This window comes from Microbispora sp. H10949, from assembly GCF_014161435.1.
In the GTDB taxonomy this organism is placed as follows: domain Bacteria; phylum Actinomycetota; class Actinomycetes; order Streptosporangiales; family Streptosporangiaceae; genus Microbispora; species Microbispora triticiradicis.
The window spans coordinates 73,645-92,651 of the sequence record NZ_JABBWZ010000007.1 but is presented as its reverse complement, the minus strand read 5'-3'; the positions used below and the strand labels follow the sequence as shown (position 1 = coordinate 92,651).

Here is a 19,007-nt window from a genome sequence, read left to right as displayed (position 1 = left end):
CCCCGTCATCGTTTTCCGAGTGACGGTGCATGAGCTTTTCCCTGGCCACAGGCCTCCCCCTTCTTGTTTCGGAACAACCTGTTCGGTTATAAATGATCGATTCACCGGCCCGGAGTGGTCAACAAGCAAATCGATCAGGCTGTGCCGTACTGGACAGAAGGGGAAACGTGTTCGGAAACCAGCGGCGGGAGAGCACCGACCGCCGGGTACGGCGCACCCGGAAAGCCGTTCAGCAGGCGTTGATCGAGCTGGTCCTGGAGAAGGGCTACGAGGCGGTGACGGTCACGGACCTGATCAACCGCGCCGACGTCGGCCGCTCGACCTTCTACGCGCACTTCGCCGACAAGCAGGACGTGCTGTTCAGCAATCTCGACGAGCTCCACGGCCTCCTTCGCCTCGCCCCCGCGGCCAGGCCGGGCACGTTGTTCGCCTTCGGCCTGCCGATGTTCGAGCACCTTCACGAGCAGCGCCGGCTCGCGCGTGCGCTGCTCGGGCGTCGAGGGGGCAGCGCCGTGATCGCGCGCGGAGAGCAGATCCTGGCCACGGTCGTACGCGACGAGCTGCTGGCGGCCCTCCCTCCGCGAAGCACGCCGCCGCCCTCGCTCGACCTGATGGTGACCTGCGTCGTGGGGGCGTTCATGGCGCTGCTGCGGAAGTGGGCGGACGGCGAGATCAACGCCACCCCCGCCGAGATGGACGCGGCGTTCCGCGCCGTGGTGACACCGGGTGTGGAGACCGCCCTCGCGGCAGGCGCCGGCCGGCCGTAGCGCACCACCGTCTCCAGCGCTCCCGGCTCGTCACCGCCGAAGGCGCGTGATCGGGCGGGCGGCTTGTCGGATGTGGTCGATACGCTGACCGGATGAGCGACGCCACGGAGAAGATCGAGCGGATCAGGCCGCAGCAGTTCCACGAGATCGGCGGCCTGGAGGACTGGCGAGTGCTGGGCGAGGGGGCGTGTGCCTACTTCCGTACCGGGTCGTTCGCGGCCGGGGCGGCCCTCGTGCAGGCCATCAGCGAACTGCCCGGCGTGGGCAGCGGTCACCCCGACGTCGACCTGCGCCACGAGGGCGTCACGGTACGGCTGATCACCATCGCGGACTTCTACGGGCTGACGGACCGGGACGCCGAACTGGCCCGGCGGATCTCGGCGGTGGCCCGCGCGCTCGGCGTCCCCGCCGATCCCTCGGCCGTGCAGAGCGTCCAGGTCACCGTCGACGCCCTCTCCGGTGCCGAGGTGGTGGCGTTCTGGCGGGCCCTGCTCGGCTACGAGGACCGGGCGAACAGCCCGGAAGACCTGATCGACCCGCACCGCCGCGGCGCGGCGTTCTACTTCCAGCAGATGGACGAGCCGCGTCCGCAGCGCAACCGGGTCCACGTCGACGTCTGGGTGCCGTACGACCAGGCCGAGGCGCGGATAGCGGCGGCGATCGCCGCCGGCGGCCGCCTGGTCTCCGACGCGTACGCGCCTTCGCACTGGGTGCTGGCCGACCCCGAAGGCAACGAGGCGTGCGTGGGCGCGGCCGGCTGGATCGGGCCCGACCCGCGCACCCGGTAGGAGTCGTCCGCCGTCGCGCCCGGGTACCCGCGGTCGGGGGTTCAGCCCGGTGCCATCCGGGGACGCCGGAACCGCCGTGGCACGCCGGCCCAGCGGGCGTGGATCGCCGTCATCGCCCGCTCCAGTGTCCGTTCCGGGGGCGCGTCGGTGTCGATCTCGGTCGCGCCGGGCCAGGGGGTCTCCGTCGCCGTCATCGCGGCGGCGATCGCCCGGTCCGCGTCCGATATCCCGCCGGTGCGGCGTGCGAGGCGTTCGGCGGTGACCCGGGGAGGGGCGACGCAGCGCAGCGCTGTGAGATGGGTGGAGGTACGCCGGGCCAGGGACGCCGCGGCGGCGCGGTGCGCGGTGTCCGTCCAGGACGCGTCCACGACGACCGGCTCGCCGAGACCGAGCAGCCGCTCGGCCCTCGACAACAGCTCGGCGTAGGTCCGTTCCGTTGACTCCGCACAGTAGATGCCCTCGCCGAAGGGGGCGGCCGCGGGCTGGTGCGGCGACATGCCGGCGAGCTCTTTACGGAGGCGGTCGCTGGTCAGCAACGTGCAGCTGAGCCGGTCGGCGACAGCGGCGGCCAGGGTCGACTTTCCGGTCCCCGGGAGCCCGCCGACGAGGACCAGGGTGACCGCACCCGCCTGAAGGTGGCCCAGCGTGAGCTCGGCCAGGCTCCGGGCCTCCCACGCCGCCGCGGAGTCCCCTTGTCCATGGCGCAGGCACGCGACCTTGGCGCGGACGAAGGCCCGGTAGGCGACGTAGTGATGCCACAGCGAGGGCGGTGAGGGGTCGCCGGAGAACTCGGCGTACCAGCACAGGAAGAGCTCCGCCAGGCGAGGAGCGCCCAGTCGCTCCAGGTCCATGGCCAGGAAGGCGGCGTCGTCCAGGCCGTCGACGAAGCGGAGCCGGTCGTCGAACTCCAGGCAGTCCAGGATCCGGGGCCCGTCGTCCAGGCAGAAGACGTCGTCGGCGAGCAGATCGCCGTGGCCGTCCACGATCCGGCCTTCCGCGATCCGGACGGCGAAGAGCGGTTCCCGGCCGTCGAGATAGCGCAGCGTGAGCCGTTCGACGTCGCCGAGGATCTCGGAGTCGAGGACCGCCTCGGGCAGCGCCCGCACCTCACGGAAGCTCGCGGTCCAGCGGGATCGCAGCGCCTGCCCGCTCCCCTGTTCGTCGATGCGCGGGCTGTGCGGGGATCGGGCGTGCATGCCCGCGACCACCCGCGCGACCTGGCGCAAGGCGCCCTCCACCGGTGCTCCCGACCGGACCAGCGCGGACAACCGGCGTTCGTCCGGCATCCGCCGCATCACCACGAGGTGCTCCCGGACCCGTCCGTCCGGGCCGGACACGTCGGCCACTCCTTCGTAGACGTCCGGCGCCAGCCGGCGGTTGAGCTCGACCTCCTTGTGGCACATCGCCCGCCGGGCCTCCAGCGTCGTGAAGTCCAGGAAGCCCAGATCGACGGGCTTCTTCAGCTTGAACGCGTGATCTCCAAGGAGGATCACCACCCCGGCGTGCGTCTCCCTGACCTGCGCCCACGGCCTCATCGAGGTGCCCCCGTCCCCCGTCGGTGCCAGGCGGCGACCAGGAGCCGCCGGACACCGTCTCCATGTCCGCTTCCTGGAGACATTCCCGCGCGCGGACTCCTCCCCTCGCAGGCTCGGCCTGCCCGTCACGCCCAGCGGCCGACGGGCGTCCCGTGGCGGTGTGGTTGGCTGGAAGTGCTGGTGAGGAGGGGAGGACGCATGCGTATCGCCAACGTTTACCGTCCCCTGGTGTTCGGGTGCCCGGTGACCGCGAAACTGCCCGAGGTGGCGCGCCAGATGACGGAGAAGAACATCGGGGCACTCGCCGTGCTCGAAGCGGACCGGGTCACGGGAGTGATCACAGAACGGGACCTCGTGACGGCGCTTGCCACAACCGCCGACCCCGCCGCCCTGAGCGCGGGGATGTGCGCGTCGTCGGACATCAAGACCGCCACTCTGGACGAGGACACGCGCGAGGTGGCCCGGCGCATGCTCGACCACGGCATCCGTCACATCCCGGTGGACCAGGACGGGCGCCTGATCGGCATGGTGTCGATGCGCGATCTTCTCGCGCTGGAGACGCTCACGCCTTGACCCGCCCTCTCGACGCCGGCGATCCGCGCCGATCGGATCGACCGGGGGCCGGTTCAGGAGGAGCCGCGTCGAATCCGTGGTCGCTGACTTACGAGGGGTTCGATCCCGGTCACGAGGGGCTGCGCGAGGCGCTGTGCACGCTGGGCAACGGCCGGTTCGCCACGCGAGGCGCGGCACCGGAGGCCGGGGCCGGCGCCGTCCACTACCCGGGGACCTACGTCGCCGGATGCTACGACCGGCTCACCTCGGACATCGCGGGTCATCGGCTGACCAACGAGGACATGGTCAACCTGCCGAACTGGCTGCCGCTGACCTTCGCGACGCCCGGCTGCCCGTGGTTCTCCCCCGGCACGGCGGACCTGCTCGGGTACCGGCAGGACCTGGACATGCGCCACGCCGTCCTGCACCGGCTGATCCGGTTCCGGGACGCCGACGGCCGCGTCACGTCCGTACGGCAGCGCCGCCTGGTCTCGATGGCCGACCCCTACCTGGCCGCGCTGGAGACGACCTTCACGGCGGAGAACTGGTCGGGGCCTCTCCGCGTACGCTCCGGGCTCGACGGCCGGGTGGCCAACACGGGAGTGGCACGGTACCGCGACCTGCGGGGCGACCACCTGACAGGGCACGCGACGGGGATCCGGGAGCCCCTGACGTGGCTCCGCGCGCGGACCCGCTCCTCCGGCATCGAGGTCGCCCTGGCCTCGCGGGTCGACGTCTCCTCCGGCGGCGGAGGCGGGCCCGAGGCCGAGCGGCACGACGACCATGTCCAGGAGACACGCGTGCTGCCGCTGGACCGTGGCCACCCCGTCGCGGTCGTCAAGACGGTGGCACTCACCACGTCGCGCGACCTGGCGCTCTCCGACGTGACCTCGGCCGCGCTGCGCCGGGCCGGACTCGCGCCCGGCTTCGGCGAACTCCTGGAACAGCACGAGATCGCCTGGCGTGACCTGTGGGAACGGGCCCGGCTGGAGGTGACGGGTCCAGACACCCAGCGGGACATCCGCCTGAGCACCTTCCACGTGCTGCAGACCCTGTCGCCGCACACCGCCGACCTCGACGTGGGCGTGCCCGCGCGCGGCCTGCACGGCGAGGCCTACCGGGGACACGTGTTCTGGGACGAGCTGTTCGTGCTGCCCTGGCTGACCCTGCGTTTCCCGGAGACCGCACGCGGGGCGCTGCGCTATCGCCTGCGGCGGCTGCCGGAAGCCCGGGCCGCCGCCCGCGCGGCAGGCCTGCGGGGGGGCGATGTTCCCCTGGCAGAGCGGCAGCGACGGACGCGACGAGACCCAGCGGTTCCACCTCAACCCCCGCTCCGGGCGGTGGACGCCCGACCACACCCACCTTCAGCGGCACGTCGGGCTGGCGGTCGCCTACAACGCCTGGCAGCACTACGCGATCACCGGCGACGTGGAGTTCCTCGCCGGGACCGGCGCCCACCTCCTGGTCGAGATCGCCCGCTTCTTCGCCTCGGTGGCGCGGCTCGACCCCCTGTCGGGCCGCTACGAGATCAAGGGGGTGATGGGTCCGGACGAGTATCACGACGGCTATCCGGGCGCGGCGTCCCCGGGCCTGGACAACAACGCGTACACCAACATCATGACGGTGTGGCTGCTGCTGCGCACCCGTGAGGCGCTCGACCTGATGCCGCGACGCGCACGGGAGGATCTGCGCCGCCGGCTCGCTCTGACGGACGTGGAGACCGAGCGGTGGGAGGACATCACCCGGCGGATGCGGGTGGACTTCCACGACGGCGTCATCAGCCAGTTCACCGGATACGAGCACCTGGCGGAGCTGGACTGGGATCGTCATAGGGGCGTGCGCCGGCTGGACCGGGCCCTGGAGGCCGAGAACGACAGCCCCGACCGCTACCGGGCGTCGAAGCAAGCCGATGTGCTCATGCTGTTCTACCTGCTCACGGCCCGGGAGGTGCGGCAGATCCTCGACCGGCTGGGCTATCCGGCGGCGCCGGGCCTGACCCGCCGCACCATCCGCTACTACCTCTCCCGCACCTGCCACGGCTCGACGCTGAGCGCCGTCGTCCATGCCTGGGTGCTGGCGCGCTCGGACCGCACCGGCTCATGGCGCTTCTTCACGGAGACGCTGACGGGCGACATCACCGACGTTCAGGGAGGGACCACCGCCGAGGGCGTCCACCTGGGCGCCATGGCCGGGACGCTGGACCTGGTGCAGCGCTGCTACCTCGATCTGGAGGCCCGGCCCGACGGCCTGCACCTGAACCCGGTGCTCCCCGAACAGCTGACCACGCTGTCGCTGTGCCTCCGCTACCGGGGCGCGGAACTCGTCGTCGACGCCGACCCGGCCCGCGTACGGATCGCCCGGGCCGACGACGGCCCCACCGCCCTGGACCTCGTGGTACACGGCCACCACGCCCGGCTCCGGCGCGGCGACAGCCGTACGTTCCCCCTGCCGGAGCCGAAGCGCGACGGGTGATCGGAGGCCGCGGGGAGACGCCGTCAGCTGGGCTGCCACAGCTCGATGCGGTTGCCCTCGGGATCGTTGACCCAGCCGAACCGGCCGACGCCCTCCATCTCCTCGGTCTCCTTGGTCACGTCCGCGCCCTTGGCACGCAGCTGCGCGAGCATCGCGTCCAGGTCGCGGACCCGGAAGTTGAGCATCGTCCGCTGGGCCCGGGAGCCGAAGTACTCGGTCTCGGACTCGAAGGTCGCGAAGACCGTCACCCCGGCTTCCTGACGCCACATGCCGTTCTCGTCGGCGTCCAGGCCCAGGCACTCGCGGTACCAGGCGCCCAGGGCCGCCGGGTCGGCGGCCCGCAGGAAGTATCCGCCGATTCCAAGCACACGTTCCATGTCGCTCATTCTGCCAGGACGGCGATCACCCGCCACACCCCTCGCCATGGCCGCGTCATCTCCGCGCGGTACGGATCGTGATGCTGCCGTAGGGAAGGTCACCGGTGATCTGGACGTGCAGCCGGCCCGGACACCGGCGGCCCGCCGCCTTGGACGTCACCCTGCCCCAGCCGATGCGCACCCCGTCGGCGTTCGCGCTCGCGCCCGCGGGCAGGGTGATCGTGGCGCCGCCGTACGCGAGCCGGAGCTCGATGTCGATTCGCGGATACGGGATGTGCGCCTGGGACAGGTCGAGCTTAACCCTGCCGTACTCGGAGTCGATGCGCAGCCGGCGCGGGACGTGCCAGTCGCCCACCCGCTTGACGAGCCCTCCCGTGGAGGCGATGCGCACCACTTCGTCGTCTTCGTCGTCGGCCAGGTCGGCGACCACCGGCTCCAGCTCGCCCGAGGCGGTGGCGGTGAGCGCCAGTTCCAGCCGCCGTTCCAGCTCGGCGGGGCCGAGCCGGCCGTCCGCGTACGCCTGCTGGACCAGCTCCACGGCCCTGTCCCGCTCCCGGTCGGGGACCTGTCCCATCGCGTGGCTCATCGGCTGACGGCTCTCTTGTACAGCCGCGTGGCCAGCGGCACGAACACGACCAGGAGCACGGCCGTCCACAGCAGCGACACGGGCACCGCGTGCCGCAGCGGCCAGGCGCCGGGCACCGGGAGGGCCGGGCTGGTGTTGCCGAACAGTTCGCGCGCCGCCTGGACGAGCGTCGAGACCGGGTTCCATTCGGCGATCGGCTTCAGCGGCCCGGGCAGCCGGGCGCTGTCGACGAAGGCGTTGGACAGGAAGACCAGCGGGAACGACATGATGGTGGCGATGTTGTTGAAGACCTCCGGCGTACGCAGGGCCAGCGCGACCGTGGCCGTCACCCAGGAGAAGGCGTACGCGAACAGCAGCAGCATCAGGAACCCGAGGGCGGCCTCGAACGGCGAGCCGTGGACGCGCCATCCGACGAGCAGCCCGACGACGGCCATGGTGGCGATGCTGGTGACGTTCATGATCAGGTCGCTGAGGGTCTGACCGGTCAGCACCGCGGAGGGTGACATCGGCAGCGTGCGGAACCGGTCGAAGATGCCCTTCTGCAGGTCCTGGGTCAGCGTGTATCCGGTGATCTGGGCGCTGGTGACGATGGCCATGACGAAGATCCCGGGCAGCAGGTACTCCCCGTACGACATGCCGGGCAGGCTGATCATGCTGCCGAAGACGTAGGTGAACAGCAGCACGAACACGATCGGGAGCATGACCACGCCGCCCAGCAGGTCGGGAGCGCGCCGGATCTTCAGGGCGTTGCGCTTGGTGATCGTCACGCCGTCGGCGACGGCCAGCCGCAGGGTGTTCATCACGCGGTCTCCTTGCTCTTCTCGTCAGCTTTCTCGTCGGCCTGGCGGCCCGTGAGGCTCAGGAACACGTCGTCCAGGGTCGGGCGGCGCAGACCGGCATCGCGTACGGTGATCCGCTCGGCGGCCAGGTGGCCGAGCGCCTCGGTCAGGGTGGCCGCGCCGCCGGTCACCGGGATCGTCACCCGCAGGGCCGCGGTGTCGATCAGCACATCCCCGACGGCCAGCGGCGCCAGCGTCCTGGCGGCGCTCTCCAGATTCGCCGTGCTCGTCACCGAGAGCTGGATCCGGTCGCCGCCGACCTGGTCCTTGAGCTCGTCGGCCGTGCCGAGCGCGATCACGCGGCCGTGGTCGACCACCGCGATGCGGTCGGCAAGCCGATCGGCCTCCTCCAGGTACTGCGTGGTGAGCAGCACCGTCGTGCCTCCCGCGACGAGCTCGGCGATGACCTCCCACAGCCCGATCCTGGCCCGGGGGTCCAGGCCGGTGGTGGGCTCGTCGAGGAACAGCACGGGCGGTCCGGCGACCAGCGCGCCGGCCAGGTCGAGCCTGCGCCGCATGCCGCCGGAGTAGCCGTGCACGGGGCGGTCGGCCGCGCCGGTCAGGTCGAAGCGGTCCAGCAGCTCGCGGGCGCGCTCCCTGCTGCGCCTGGTGCCCAGGTGGTGGAGGCGGCCGACCATCTCCAGGTTCTCGGCGCCGGTGAGGTGGTCGTCCACGGCGGCGTACTGGCCGGAGACGCCGATGCGCGCACGCAGCCGGTCGGCGTCACGGACGACGTCGAACCCGGCCACCGTGGCGCGGCCCGCATCCGGTTTGAGCAGTGTGGTGAGGATTCGCACCGTGGTGGTCTTGCCGGCGCCGTTCGGGCCGAGCAGCCCGAACACCGTCCCCTCGGGGACGGTCAGCCCCATCCCGTCGAGGGCGGCGACGTCGCCGTACCTCTTGACCAAGCCCTCGGCCACGATCGCGTCTGGCATGAGAATCTCCCTGGGGTCAGGAACGGTGGACGACGATGTCGCCGTAGGTGGTGTGGGTACGCACCTCGACGATCCGGTCTGTCCGTCCGGGATCGTCGCCGGGGTCGTCGCCGGGGTCGAGGGAGACGTCCACGGTGCCGTACGTGGAGGCCACGTCCAGCCAGGCGGCGGTGCCCTCCCGGATCCCGACGTCCAGGCCGCCGCCGGTGGTCTCCATGGCGATCGAGCCGGACACCGCCTCGCCGATCCGCAGACTGGCGTACGCGGTCTTGGCGGCGACGCCGGCCAGGGCGCGGTCGACGGCGATGTCGCCGTGGGCGCTGTTCAGCCGCAGTTCGCCGGTCACCTCGCGGATGCGGACGGCGCCGTGGGAGGTCCTGACCGCGGCGGTGCCGTCGACCTCGCCGATGTGGATGCCACCGTGGGTCGTGGTGACCTCGGCGTGCCCGGAGGCGCGGACGACCGAGATGTCGCCGTGGGTGCTCTTCACCCGGAGCCGACCGGCCTGTTCGACCCGGATGTCGCCGTAGGAGGTGGTGAGCGTCACCTCACCGAGCGGCCCGCGGCACAGGATGGCCCCCGCCGTCTTGGCGTCGACGCGGGAGCCGGCCGGCAGATCGATCGTCACGTCGGCCGAGCCCGGGCCGAGCAGCAGCGAGCGTGCCCAGCTCGCGGGCGACTCGACGAGCCTGCCGAGCGAGAGGCCCCAGCCGGAGGCGGAGCCCGCGTGCTCCCTGTCGGTCCGCACCAGGAGCCTGCCGTCGGCGTAGTCCACCTGGATGTGCCGGGCGGCCTGCACGTCGGCGTCGTTGAGTTCGTCGCTCGGGCGGACGTCGACGACGGTGTCGGTGCGGCCGCTCGCGTTGATCCGGACGGTGGCGGTCGCGATGTCGAGGACGACGAGGACGGGCTGCGGGGTGTCGAAGGTCCGCGTCCCGGCCTTCTTGTCGGCGCTCATCAGCGCACCCAGCCGCTGTAGCGGTTGCCGGTCCGTTGCGCCGCACCCCGGCCGGAGCGGCGGTCGGCGGTGCCGGGGTCGAGCGCGGCGGCGACGGCGCGGACCAGCCAGGCGTTGACCGACAGCCCCTCACGTGCGGCCGCCTCCTCGATGCGCGGCTTGAGGTGCTCGGGGACCCGGAGCGAGATCCGGGACGTCCCACCCTCGTCGGCGTCCGAGGGGGGCGGCGGTGCGGGCGGCCTCTCGGCCTGCCCGGTCTCGCCTCCTCCCTCGTACGGGCGAGGGCTCTGCGGCGGTGGCGTCACGACGAAACCGGGGTCACGCCCGCGTAGCCGCACCTCGACCGAGCCCGGCGCGAGGTCCTGGGTGATCTCGTCGGCGGCGGCCGACAGAGCCTCCAGCAGCGCGAGCCGGGTGGCCGATTCGAGCGTCGCGGCGAGGCGCTCGGCGAGCGCACGGACGTCCTCGCCGCCCGCCCCGGCGACCATCGCGAGCTCACGCCGCAGGTGATCGACATAAGGTGCAAGGTCCATGACGTCAGCATGGCATCACATTGACGTCATAGCAAGCCGGAAGATCGCATGAAGTAGCGTCATTAAAGACGCCACATGCGTGGCGGTGGCCGGGTGACAGTGCCCCTGAACAGATCCCCCGCCGGGGAAAGGCGCGTCTGCCTGCGGCTGCCCCGCCTCACGGCCGGCGGTGGACGATCACCGGCAGAAGGAGGAGCCGGGCGGCACAGCAACGAACCTGACCGGCAGGGTGAATCCGAGCTGCGCCTTCACTCCGAAGCAGCCACCCAGGGCGTAGGCCTCGTTCAGGCGGTTCCTGGCCCTGTTGTACGGGTAGAGCAGCGCGATCGAGCACCCCAGGGCGACGAGCCGGTTGGGAACGCGGGCGCAGATGATGTCGGTGGTCGGCCCGGACAGCCAGTCCGCCCGGTCGGCCGCCCTTTTCATCGCGGCCGTGGTCGTGGAGGTGAAGTAGAACGAACAGCTCGACACCGTGCAGCCGCTCCACCGGGCCGCGGCGGAGGCGGTGGTCGCGGATGCGGTGCGGGCGGGCGTCGTGACGGCGGCGAGGGCCACCGCGCACGCGAGGGTCGTGGTGATCAGGCGAGCGGGCATGAACGCCTCCGGAGGGAGAGTCTGGGGTCGCCGCCCACAGTGCGAGCCCCTCCGCCCGTCCGGCCAGAAGGACCGGACGGTTATGGGGCGGCGCCCTCGTTCGCGCTGTTCAGACCGTGCTCGGCGGTGGCTCACTGGTGTCCGGAGGTCCGGACACCTCAGGCGCAGGTCGCCACAGGGTCTTCACCGGGCGCGAACTGGTTCCACTCCTGCGACGTCATGGCCCGTCCGGCCAGGGCGCACACGGCGCGGTACGGGTCGGCTGGCAACGGTATGGGCCAGCGCGTGATCGTGCCGTTCTCCGCGACGGCCAGCACGGTCGCGCCGTCCGCACCGAACGCCAGACCGTACGGCCGCTCGGCGTCTCCGGTGGGCTGTGCCACCGCGATCTCCCGCCGGGTCCGCAGGTCCCACAGGCGCAGAGTCCCGTCGGTGTCCCCGGTCGCCAGGTAGCGGCCGTTCGAGCTGACGGTCATGGCGACGACGGAGCCAGGGCTGGAAATGCTGCCGATCTGGCTCCAGTCGCCGATGCGCCACATGTGGATGACACTGCCGGTGCTCGCTCCGTTGGTCTCGGTGGTGATGACCAGCCTGCCCGTGGAATCGAAGACGGCGGCGACGACGTGGTCGTCGTCGGGGTGGCTCAGAACAGGTGAGGCCGCGATCCGCCGCAGCGTCGTGGTGCCGAGCAGGACGATCCTCTCTCCGACCGTGGCGATCACACTGCCGTCGGCACTGATGGCGGTGGCACTGATCGCATCCGGATAGCGGTCGATCGCACCCTTCCGGCGGCGCGTGGCCAGGTCGACGATCACGAGCTGGCCGTCGTCACCGGCGAAGGTCGAAACGCCCCGCTCGTCGTCGGTGACATGGATGGCGTGGACGACCAGGAGGCGACCGTCGTGGCTCAGCACCATCCCGTTGGGAGGCACATACATCTGATCACGCAGGCCGAGGCCCAGCCGGTCGCCTGTCGGCCGGCCGGTGACGGCGTCCAGCGGCCGCACCTCCGGTTCGATGTCACCCGGCCGGCCTGTCCACTCGATGACGGCCACGGCCCGTCCGTCGCCGCTGATCGCGGCACCGAAGGCGGACTGCTCGGCGCTGCGCGCGGGGCCGGGTGTCTGCGCCCAGACCGTGGTGTCCCAGATGCGGGCGCTCCGCTCATAGGCCGTGGTGACCAGACGGGTGCCGTCGGGGGAGTAGGCCAGGTCGGCGATGTAGGTGGAGTGGCCCCTCAGCACGGCACCCGTCTGCCGGAGGGTGCGGGTGTCGAGGAAGCGCACCGTGCCGTCGCCGCAGCCGATCGCGACGGTCCGGCCGTCGGGACTGTAGATCGTCGAGTAGACCGAGACGCCGACGCGCACCGGCTTGCCGAGCTTCGATCGACCGGTCAGGCGCCATCGCTGGACCAGGCTGCCCTCCTCGTTGAAGTTCCAGTACGCGGTCGTCATCGTCCGGCCGTCCGGGCTGAAGGCGAGCGCTCTCGCCGAGATGGGCGGCCCGAAGCTCCGGCGGCCGGCCAGGTCCCAGACCTGCCAGGTGGAGGAGTTGCTGAAGCGGTCGGTCTGGACGGCGATGGCTCTGCCGTCGGGGCTCAGCGTGGTCCAGACGTCGCTGCCATGCCGGAACGGGCCGATGGGCTCACCCAGACGGCGCCACGTGCGGGTGTCCCAGCGCTGGACGATCTGATGGTCGTCCGCCGTGACCAGCTCCGCGCCGTCCCGGCTGAAGACCATCGAGGTCAGCTGGCCCTTGTGTCCGGTCAGCGGCGTGGTGAGAGGGCGTCCGGTGGCGACGTCGCGCACCAGGATGATCCCGTCGTGCTCCTCGTCGCCGTCACCGGAGGTGATGACGCGGTCGTCCGGGCCGAACGTCACCGGATAGACGCCGGAGTGATGGCCGGTGAGCGGCGGGCCCTTGGGCCGGCCCGTGGCATCCCAAAGACGCACCGTCCCGTCCATTCCTCCCGTCGCGACCATGCCGGTCCGCCCGACGGCGACCGCGGTGACGTCGGTGGACGAACTGTTCAGCACGGACCGCAGCGGTGTGGCCAGCGCCGCCAGCATGCCGTACGTGGCCTCGTCGGTGTGCGCGTGGCGCCAGGCGGCCGCGGAGAGCAGGCCGGAAAGAACCGGGTCTGCTGTACGCATCACGTCGGCACGCGCCGACAGCAACCGCGAAAGGATCTCGCGGCGCTGCGTCTCGGTCCGGTCCGCCGCGCGCACCGCCAGCACTCCGGCGGCCGAGGCGGCCAGAGCCAGAGCCGTCATCAGGACCAGCGCCCCCCGGGCCAGCCGCCGCCGGCGCCTGACCGTGCGCCTGGCCTCGGCGGCCGCGTTCTCGGAGGCGGCCAGGAAGGCGGGCGTGGCGGAGCCGTCGGCGGGGTGCTGCCACGAGGCGGCGGCGTAGGCCTCGCGTGCCGCCTGCAGGCGGTTGCCGGCGTACAGGTAGGCCGGGTCGCGCCCGCTGTGATCCCAATCGGTCGCGTCGGCCTCGAGCCGCTGCAGGACCACCAGGTCGGCGCGGTCCTCCTCCACCCAGGTGCGCAGCCGCGGCCAGCCGCGGATGAGCGCCTCGTGAGTGATCCGCGCGCTCTCCGCGTCGACGGTCACCAGGCGGGCCTGCGCCAGCCGGTCGAGCACCTCCTTGACACGCGGGTCGTCCGGCAGTTCGGCCAGCGGCATCCGCCGGGCCGTGTCCGCGGCGTCGACTCCCAGATGGACCAGCCGCGTGAGCAGCCGGCGGGCTGTCCGGCGGGAGGCCGGGTCAAGGGCGTTGACGGTGGCGTCCGCCGTCTGCGCCAGGGACCGGATGACGCCCCCGGACGCCCGGTATCCGGCCAGTGTCAGGCGCGTCCCCTCTCGGTGCGTCCACGTCTGGCGCAGCACGTGCGACAGCAGTGGCAGCACTCCGACGGCATCGGCGTAGTCGCGGTCGCTGTACAGATCCTCGAGCAGCAGCTCGGCCAGGCCCTCCTCAAGGGTCAGGCCGGCCAGCCGCGCCGGGCCCCTGATGACCCGCAGCAGGTCGTCGCGCGTCATCGGCGTGACCACCACCGGCCGCTCGATCGCCGCGACGAGCTCCGGGTAGCGGGTGCAGTGGCCCAGGTAGTCGGCCCGGACGCCCAGGACGACCTCCAGTGGGCCCGCGCGCCCGCCGGCCCCGGACCCGGTGGCCAGGGCCGTCACGACCTCGATGAACCGCCCGCGGGCACTCTCGCGCGCGGAGGTGAACACGTCCTCGAACTGGTCGACGACGACCGCCCGGCCGGCCCATCGTCCCCTGAGGATCTCACTCAGCTCGTCCGTGCTCACGTCGTGGCCGGCCCCGGCCAGGCCGCGGAGGGTACGCAGCGGGTCGGCGCCCGGTGTGAGGACGACAGGGGAGGTGGCGGCGTCCCGGGTCAGCGCGGACACCAGACCGGCCCGCAGCAGCGAGGACTTGCCGGAACCGGACGGCCCCAACACGATCAGCAGGCCGCCGGTGCCGGTCATCCGATCCAGCAGGGCGGCCGTGAGCGCGTCACGTCCGAAGAAGTAGTCGGCGTCTTCGGGGCCGAAGGTCTCCAGGCCGCGGTAGGGCGCCGGCGGCTCGGCCGGGCGGGGAGCGCGGACCGCCGCCGGGCCGCGTTCCTCGGTCTGCTCGCGCAGTTCCCGGTACGCCTCGTCCCACGCCTCACGCTCGCCGAGTCCGTCGGGCAGAACCCGTCCCGCCGCGGCCGCCACCCTGAGGCAGGTGTCGACGAAGACTTCGAAGTTGTGCTGTTCGGGCAGGCTCGGCGAACTGGGGCTGGTCATGCCGCCCACCGTGCCGCGGGGCAACCGGATCGGCCGCTGTCCCGTACGGCGGCGAGGCGTCCGGGCGCTGGCCACTTCCAGCCCACGCACAGAGAGCCCGGAGGCATCCATCAACGCCCGTAATCGCCGGGCGAACCCGACCCTGGCGTCCTCCATGTGGCGAGTGTAGGTTCGGCGCCCTGGCTCCGCAGGTCTTCGGACGCGTGAGGCGACGCCTCCGTACGGAGGACGGTCCGACCGACGCCGGCCGGTGCCCGTCCGGTCTGTTTCAGGTCACCAGGCCTCTGCGGTAGGCGTAGACCACCGCCTGCACGCGGTCGCGCAGGTCGAGCTTGGTGAGAATGCGGGACACATACGTCTTGACCGTCTCCTGGCTGATCACCAGTGCCGCGGCGATCTCGCTGTTGGACCGGCCGTCCGCGATGAGGCGCAGCACCTCCAGCTCACGCGGGGTCAGCGCGACGTCGTCCGGTGTGCCCGCGGCGGGACGGATGCGCGCCGCGTATCTGCCGACGAGCTGCCGCGTCACCTCGGGAGCCAGCAGCGCGGCACCGGTCGCGACGGTGCGGATGCCGTGCAGGAGCTGCGCCGGCGGGGCGTCCTTGAGCAGGAAGCCGCTCGCCCCCGCGCGCAGCGCCTCGTAGACGTACTCGTCCAGGTTGAACGTCGTCACCACGAGCACCTTGACGGGGTCCGCCACCCCGGCGCCGGCGAGCAGGCGGGTCGCCTCGATGCCGTCGAGCACCGGCATCCGTACGTCCATCACCACGATGTCCGGGCTCAGCCGACGGGCCAGATCGACCGCGGCGCGACCGTCGCCGCACTCGCCCACCACCTCCAGGTCGGGCTGGGCATCGATGATCGTCGCGAACCCGGTGCGGATCAGCGCCTGGTCGTCGCAGACCAGGACCCGGATCGGCGCGGTCACGACGGGCTCCCCGCGGGGATCCGCGCCCGTACGACGAAGCCGCCGTCCGTCCGCCGGCCGGCGCTGAACTCGCCGCCCAGGGCGTCGACCCGCTCGCGGAGCCCGGCCAGGCCCCGCCCGCTTCCGCCGGGCGAGCCGGCCCGGGAGGCGGAACCGCCGGTACTGACCTCCACGAGAATCTCCTCCTCGCCATAGCGCACGCGGACCGCCGTGGGGCTGCCGTGGGCGTGCTTGAGTGCGTTCGTCAGGGACTCCTGCACGACCCTGTAGGCCACGAACTCGGCGCTGCCGGCCGACTCCGCCCGCCTGCCGTCCTCGGCGAACTCCACCGGCTGCCCGGCCCGGCGCGTCTGCTCCACCAGCGTGTGGAGCTCACCGACGGACGGCATCCTGACGTCGGTGTGGTCGGGGTTGAGCAGGTCGAGCAGGTGCCGCAGGTCGGCGATGGCCCGCCGGCCGGTGTCGGTGACCGCGCTCAGGGCCGCGTCGAGGCGATCGGGCGCCGCGGTCAGGTAGCGCGCGGCCTCGGCCTGCACGACCATCGCCGTCACATGGTGGGTCACGACGTCGTGCAGCTCGCGGGCGATCCGGGTGCGCTCCGCGGCACGGGTGGTCTCGGCGACATGGCGGCGGCGTTCCTCCTCGGCGGCCCGGGCGGAGCGCAGCCAGGCCCCGATGCCCCACGCGAGGGCCAGCGCCAGGTAGAACACCGCGTAGCCTTCCACCTTCTCGGTCGCGCCGATCCGCCCGAGCTCGAACGCCAGGGGCACGTACGCCGCGGAGAGGAGGACCACGGTGACGCGCCGGTGGTGCTTCAGATGGATGCCCGCGCTGATGAGCACGATGGGCATCGCGTTGCTCGCGAACACGTGGTAGGCGCGGATCTGGTCCAGGACGAAGCCGAGCGACACCAGAGCCAGACACACCGCCGGCCAACGCCGGCGCACGGCGAGCGGAAGGCATTCCAGGGCGATCACCACGTACGCCAGCGCGTCGAAGGGACGGATCGGCAGGTCCCCGACCTGCGTCCCCTTGCCGTAGAGCGCCGGCATCAGCGACACGACGGCCAGCAGCAGCCCGAACGGTGCATCCCGGACCACGACGTCGCACCGCCGCCACAGGTCGGTGACCCGCCGGAAGTCGATCACTGGGTGAGCGTAGCGCTCGCATCCGCCCGGGCGCCGGGCCGCATGGGGACCAGGTTGCCGCGCCGGCGGGCCAGCCACATGAAAGCGATCGTCAGCAGCGCGCCGAACACGACCGCGTACGTGCTCGCCTCCGGCCCGAAATCGCCGCCGGTGAGCGCGGCCGGACCCGACATCACACCGTGCAGCAGCCCCTGCGTCGCGCCGTTGCCGGAGACCTCGGTGCTGAAGACGCCGCCCTCGACGAAGTTCCAAGCGAAGTGCAGGCCGATCGGCAGCCACAGGGTGCGAGTCGCGGCGTAGGCCGCGGCGAGCATGCCGCCCGCCTCGATCGCGATGGCGATCGCGCCCCACAGGTTGGCGTTCTGGTTGCCCAGGTGCATCAGGCCGAACACCAGGCCGGTCAGTCCCAGCGCGATCCACGTGCCGGTCCATTTCTCGACGATCCGGAACAGGATGCCGCGGAACAGCAGCTCCTCCGTCACCGCGGCGGCGGCACTGAAGCCGAGCACCCCGACCGCGCCCGTCACCGAGCCGAAGCCCTCGATCCGGTAACCGCCCACGAGAGCGATGTTCACGATGACGGCCGTGAACGCCCCGGCACCGATCAGCATCCCGCGGCCGACGGCGGAGGCGGCGCCTTTCCCGGCCACCTCCACCGGCGCGCGGCGCTCCGACCACCGCACCGCCCACGCGTACACGAGCACCGCGAGGATGGCTGTGGCGACACCGAGGACCAGGGTGAGAAACGCGTTCCCCTGTACTGCGCCCATGCCCAGGTTGCCGGCGAAGGCGACCAACGCGACGGCCACGAACTGCTTCAACAACCGCATGACGACTCCCTTTTACGTGGGGGACTCCGCGACGGAGAGCCGCGGCTACGTCGGGAAACGCTAGGGATTCGACGGCCGGGAATCGTCCCCACGCAGTGGACACTCGCGGGTAGCTCGCACGGGGGACAGGCGCAAGCGGTACTCCCCCGCGAAGCCGGTCCCGCCGAGCGAACGAAAAGGCGGGGCCGAAAAAGGTACGCCCCCTGGTCTTAATAGGGACAATCCTGTGGACTGCGTCCTTTTGCCTGGAACGCCGACAAGCTTCCCGCGATTATCCGATTGACAGGTCGTCGGAGTGGGGGATCGATGGAAGTGCTGCTCGGCAACAGGCCCGTCTTCGCCAGCACCGATCTCGACGAGGTCCGTGACGAGGTGGCGAGGATCTTCTGCCCGCATCGGCTGGACCTCACCGGCGCGGCGTCCCTGCTGTCGGCGCGGTTCAACTCCATCCGGCTCGGCTCGGTCCGGATCAGTTACCTCGACTACGGGGCCGACGTCCGCATCGAACCCGGCGACCTCGGCACCTTCTTCCTGGTGCTGATCCCGCTGGCCGGGCGCAGCCTGATCCGCAGCGGGAGCCAGGAAGTCGTCTCGACCCCGACGACGGCCACCCTCCCCTCTCCGACGCAGCATCTCGACATGCGGTGGGCGGCGGGCACCCCCAAGCTGATCGTCAAGTTCGAGCGCACGGCGGTCGAGCGTTCGCTGGAGCAGATGCTCGGCGAGCCGCTCGACCGGCCGGTCGTCTTCGACCTGGGCATGGACCTGACCGCGGGATGGACGCGCGCCTGGCGGGGGATGGCCGACCTGATCGTCCACGAGGCCGAGCACGACGACGGGCTGACCACGCAGCCGCTGGCCGTCGCCCACCTGGAGAACGCGCTGCTCACCTCCCTGCTCACGATGCAGCCCTCCAACTACCGGGAACGGCTGGCGGCGCCTCGGCCGCCCGTGCTTCCCAAGGTGGTGCGCCGGGCGCTGGAGTTCATCGAGCAGCACGCCCACCTCCCGATCACCACGGAGGACGTCGCGCGGGCGGTGGCGGTCAGCGGCCGCTCGCTCCAGGAGGGCTTCCGCGTCCACGTGGGCCGCACGCCGATGGCGCAGCTCAGGGAGGTACGGCTGACCAAGGTGCACGAGGAGCTGGCCGCCGGGGATCCGGCCCGCCACACCGTCACGAGCGTCGCCGCCCGCTGGGGCTTCCTCCACCAGGGCCGGTTCGCCGCGCTCTATCGCCAGAAGTACGGCCGGCACCCGTCGGAGACCCTGAGACGGGGCTGAGGACGGGGCTGAGGCGAACTCCGCGCCGGCTGGACGGAATCCGCGCTGAGTGGATGGTTCGCCGGGCCACCTCGCCCGTAGTTT

17 protein-coding genes and 1 pseudogene are annotated in these 19,007 nt (G+C 71.8%); 6 read left to right on the top strand and 12 right to left on the bottom strand.

The annotated features are described in order from the left end of the window. Window positions 1-167 precede the first annotated feature (167 nt). On the top strand, window positions 168-767 hold the full coding sequence (locus HHX40_RS19815) for a TetR/AcrR family transcriptional regulator (protein ID WP_220499346.1): 600 nt from the start codon (window positions 168-170) through the stop codon (window positions 765-767). Window positions 768-859: 92 nt separating this feature from the next. Continuing rightward, window positions 860-1,555: a VOC family protein gene (locus tag HHX40_RS19810; RefSeq protein WP_182876020.1), complete on the top strand. Its 696-nt coding sequence runs from the start codon at window positions 860-862 to the stop codon at window positions 1,553-1,555. A 41-nt stretch (window positions 1,556-1,596) separates the two neighbouring features. Here HHX40_RS19810 and HHX40_RS19805 read toward each other — a convergent pair whose 3' ends face one another. Next, entirely contained in the window at window positions 1,597-3,090 is a 1,494-nt protein-coding gene (locus HHX40_RS19805) for an AAA family ATPase (protein WP_182881795.1), read from the bottom strand. A 198-nt stretch (window positions 3,091-3,288) separates the two neighbouring features. Between HHX40_RS19805 and HHX40_RS19800 the strand changes: the two genes are divergently transcribed. The 3 genes and pseudogenes from HHX40_RS19800 to HHX40_RS37760 all read left to right on the top strand — a co-directional run bounded on the left by HHX40_RS19800 (window position 3,289) and on the right by HHX40_RS37760 (window position 6,114). Further along, entirely contained in the window at window positions 3,289-3,663 is a 375-nt protein-coding gene (locus HHX40_RS19800; RefSeq protein ID WP_182881794.1) for a cyclic nucleotide-binding/CBS domain-containing protein, read from the top strand. Then, window positions 3,660-4,859 (top strand): annotated as a pseudogene (locus tag HHX40_RS37765) (glycoside hydrolase family 65 protein); the annotation flags it as partial. The gene HHX40_RS19800 and the pseudogene HHX40_RS37765, both read left to right, overlap by 4 nt. Before the next feature lie 49 nt (window positions 4,860-4,908). Further along, window positions 4,909-6,114, top strand: coding sequence for a glycosyl hydrolase family 65 protein (locus HHX40_RS37760; RefSeq protein ID WP_310738194.1), 1,206 nt, complete (start codon window positions 4,909-4,911; stop codon window positions 6,112-6,114). Between the two features lie 23 nt (window positions 6,115-6,137). Here HHX40_RS37760 and HHX40_RS19790 read toward each other — a convergent pair whose 3' ends face one another. The 11 genes from HHX40_RS19790 to HHX40_RS19740 form a co-directional block, all read right to left on the bottom strand. Then, entirely contained in the window at window positions 6,138-6,491 is a 354-nt protein-coding gene (locus tag HHX40_RS19790) for a VOC family protein (protein WP_182881793.1), read from the bottom strand. 55 nt (window positions 6,492-6,546) lie between these two features. Continuing rightward, the gene (locus HHX40_RS19785) at window positions 6,547-7,065 is read right to left on the bottom strand and encodes a DUF1707 SHOCT-like domain-containing protein (protein WP_259403753.1); all 519 of its coding nucleotides are present in this window, start codon (window positions 7,063-7,065) and stop codon (window positions 6,547-6,549) included. Between the two features lie 8 nt (window positions 7,066-7,073). Continuing rightward, a complete protein-coding gene (locus HHX40_RS19780; RefSeq protein WP_182882013.1) occupies window positions 7,074-7,877 on the bottom strand; it encodes an ABC transporter permease in 804 nt (267 codons plus the stop codon). Further along, window positions 7,877-8,851 carry an ATP-binding cassette domain-containing protein gene (locus HHX40_RS19775; RefSeq protein WP_182881791.1) on the bottom strand — a complete coding sequence of 325 codons (975 nt, stop codon included), beginning with the start codon at window positions 8,849-8,851 and terminating at the stop codon, window positions 7,877-7,879. The genes HHX40_RS19780 and HHX40_RS19775 overlap by 1 nt, the downstream gene beginning before the upstream one ends. A 16-nt stretch (window positions 8,852-8,867) precedes the next feature. Continuing rightward, the gene (locus HHX40_RS19770; RefSeq protein ID WP_182881790.1) at window positions 8,868-9,809 is read right to left on the bottom strand and encodes a DUF4097 family beta strand repeat-containing protein; all 942 of its coding nucleotides are present in this window, start codon (window positions 9,807-9,809) and stop codon (window positions 8,868-8,870) included. After that, a complete protein-coding gene (locus tag HHX40_RS19765) occupies window positions 9,809-10,342 on the bottom strand; it encodes a toxin-antitoxin system HicB family antitoxin (protein WP_182881789.1) in 534 nt (177 codons plus the stop codon). The genes HHX40_RS19770 and HHX40_RS19765 overlap by 1 nt, the downstream gene beginning before the upstream one ends. 177 nt (window positions 10,343-10,519) lie before the next feature. Next, on the bottom strand, window positions 10,520-10,936 hold the full coding sequence (locus HHX40_RS19760; RefSeq protein ID WP_182881788.1) for a hypothetical protein: 417 nt from the start codon (window positions 10,934-10,936) through the stop codon (window positions 10,520-10,522). A gap of 158 nt (window positions 10,937-11,094) precedes the next feature. Further along, window positions 11,095-14,736, bottom strand: a complete 3,642-nt coding sequence (locus HHX40_RS19755) for an AAA family ATPase (RefSeq protein ID WP_182881787.1) — start codon at window positions 14,734-14,736, stop codon at window positions 11,095-11,097. 268 nt (window positions 14,737-15,004) lie between these two features. After that, the gene (locus HHX40_RS19750; protein ID WP_182876031.1) at window positions 15,005-15,664 is read right to left on the bottom strand and encodes a response regulator; all 660 of its coding nucleotides are present in this window, start codon (window positions 15,662-15,664) and stop codon (window positions 15,005-15,007) included. Beyond that, window positions 15,661-16,812 (bottom strand): sensor histidine kinase, encoded by a 1,152-nt coding sequence (locus HHX40_RS19745; protein ID WP_182881786.1) that lies wholly within the window; start codon window positions 16,810-16,812, stop codon window positions 15,661-15,663. The genes HHX40_RS19750 and HHX40_RS19745 overlap by 4 nt, the downstream gene beginning before the upstream one ends. Beyond that, window positions 16,809-17,642: a CPBP family intramembrane glutamic endopeptidase gene (locus tag HHX40_RS19740; protein ID WP_182881785.1), complete on the bottom strand. Its 834-nt coding sequence runs from the start codon at window positions 17,640-17,642 to the stop codon at window positions 16,809-16,811. The genes HHX40_RS19745 and HHX40_RS19740 overlap by 4 nt, the downstream gene beginning before the upstream one ends. Before the next feature lie 306 nt (window positions 17,643-17,948). On the opposite strand from HHX40_RS19740, the gene HHX40_RS19735 reads away from it, so the two are divergent. Further along, window positions 17,949-18,923: an AraC family transcriptional regulator gene (locus HHX40_RS19735; RefSeq protein ID WP_182881784.1), complete on the top strand. Its 975-nt coding sequence runs from the start codon at window positions 17,949-17,951 to the stop codon at window positions 18,921-18,923. The last annotated feature ends 84 nt before the right edge of the window (window positions 18,924-19,007 follow it).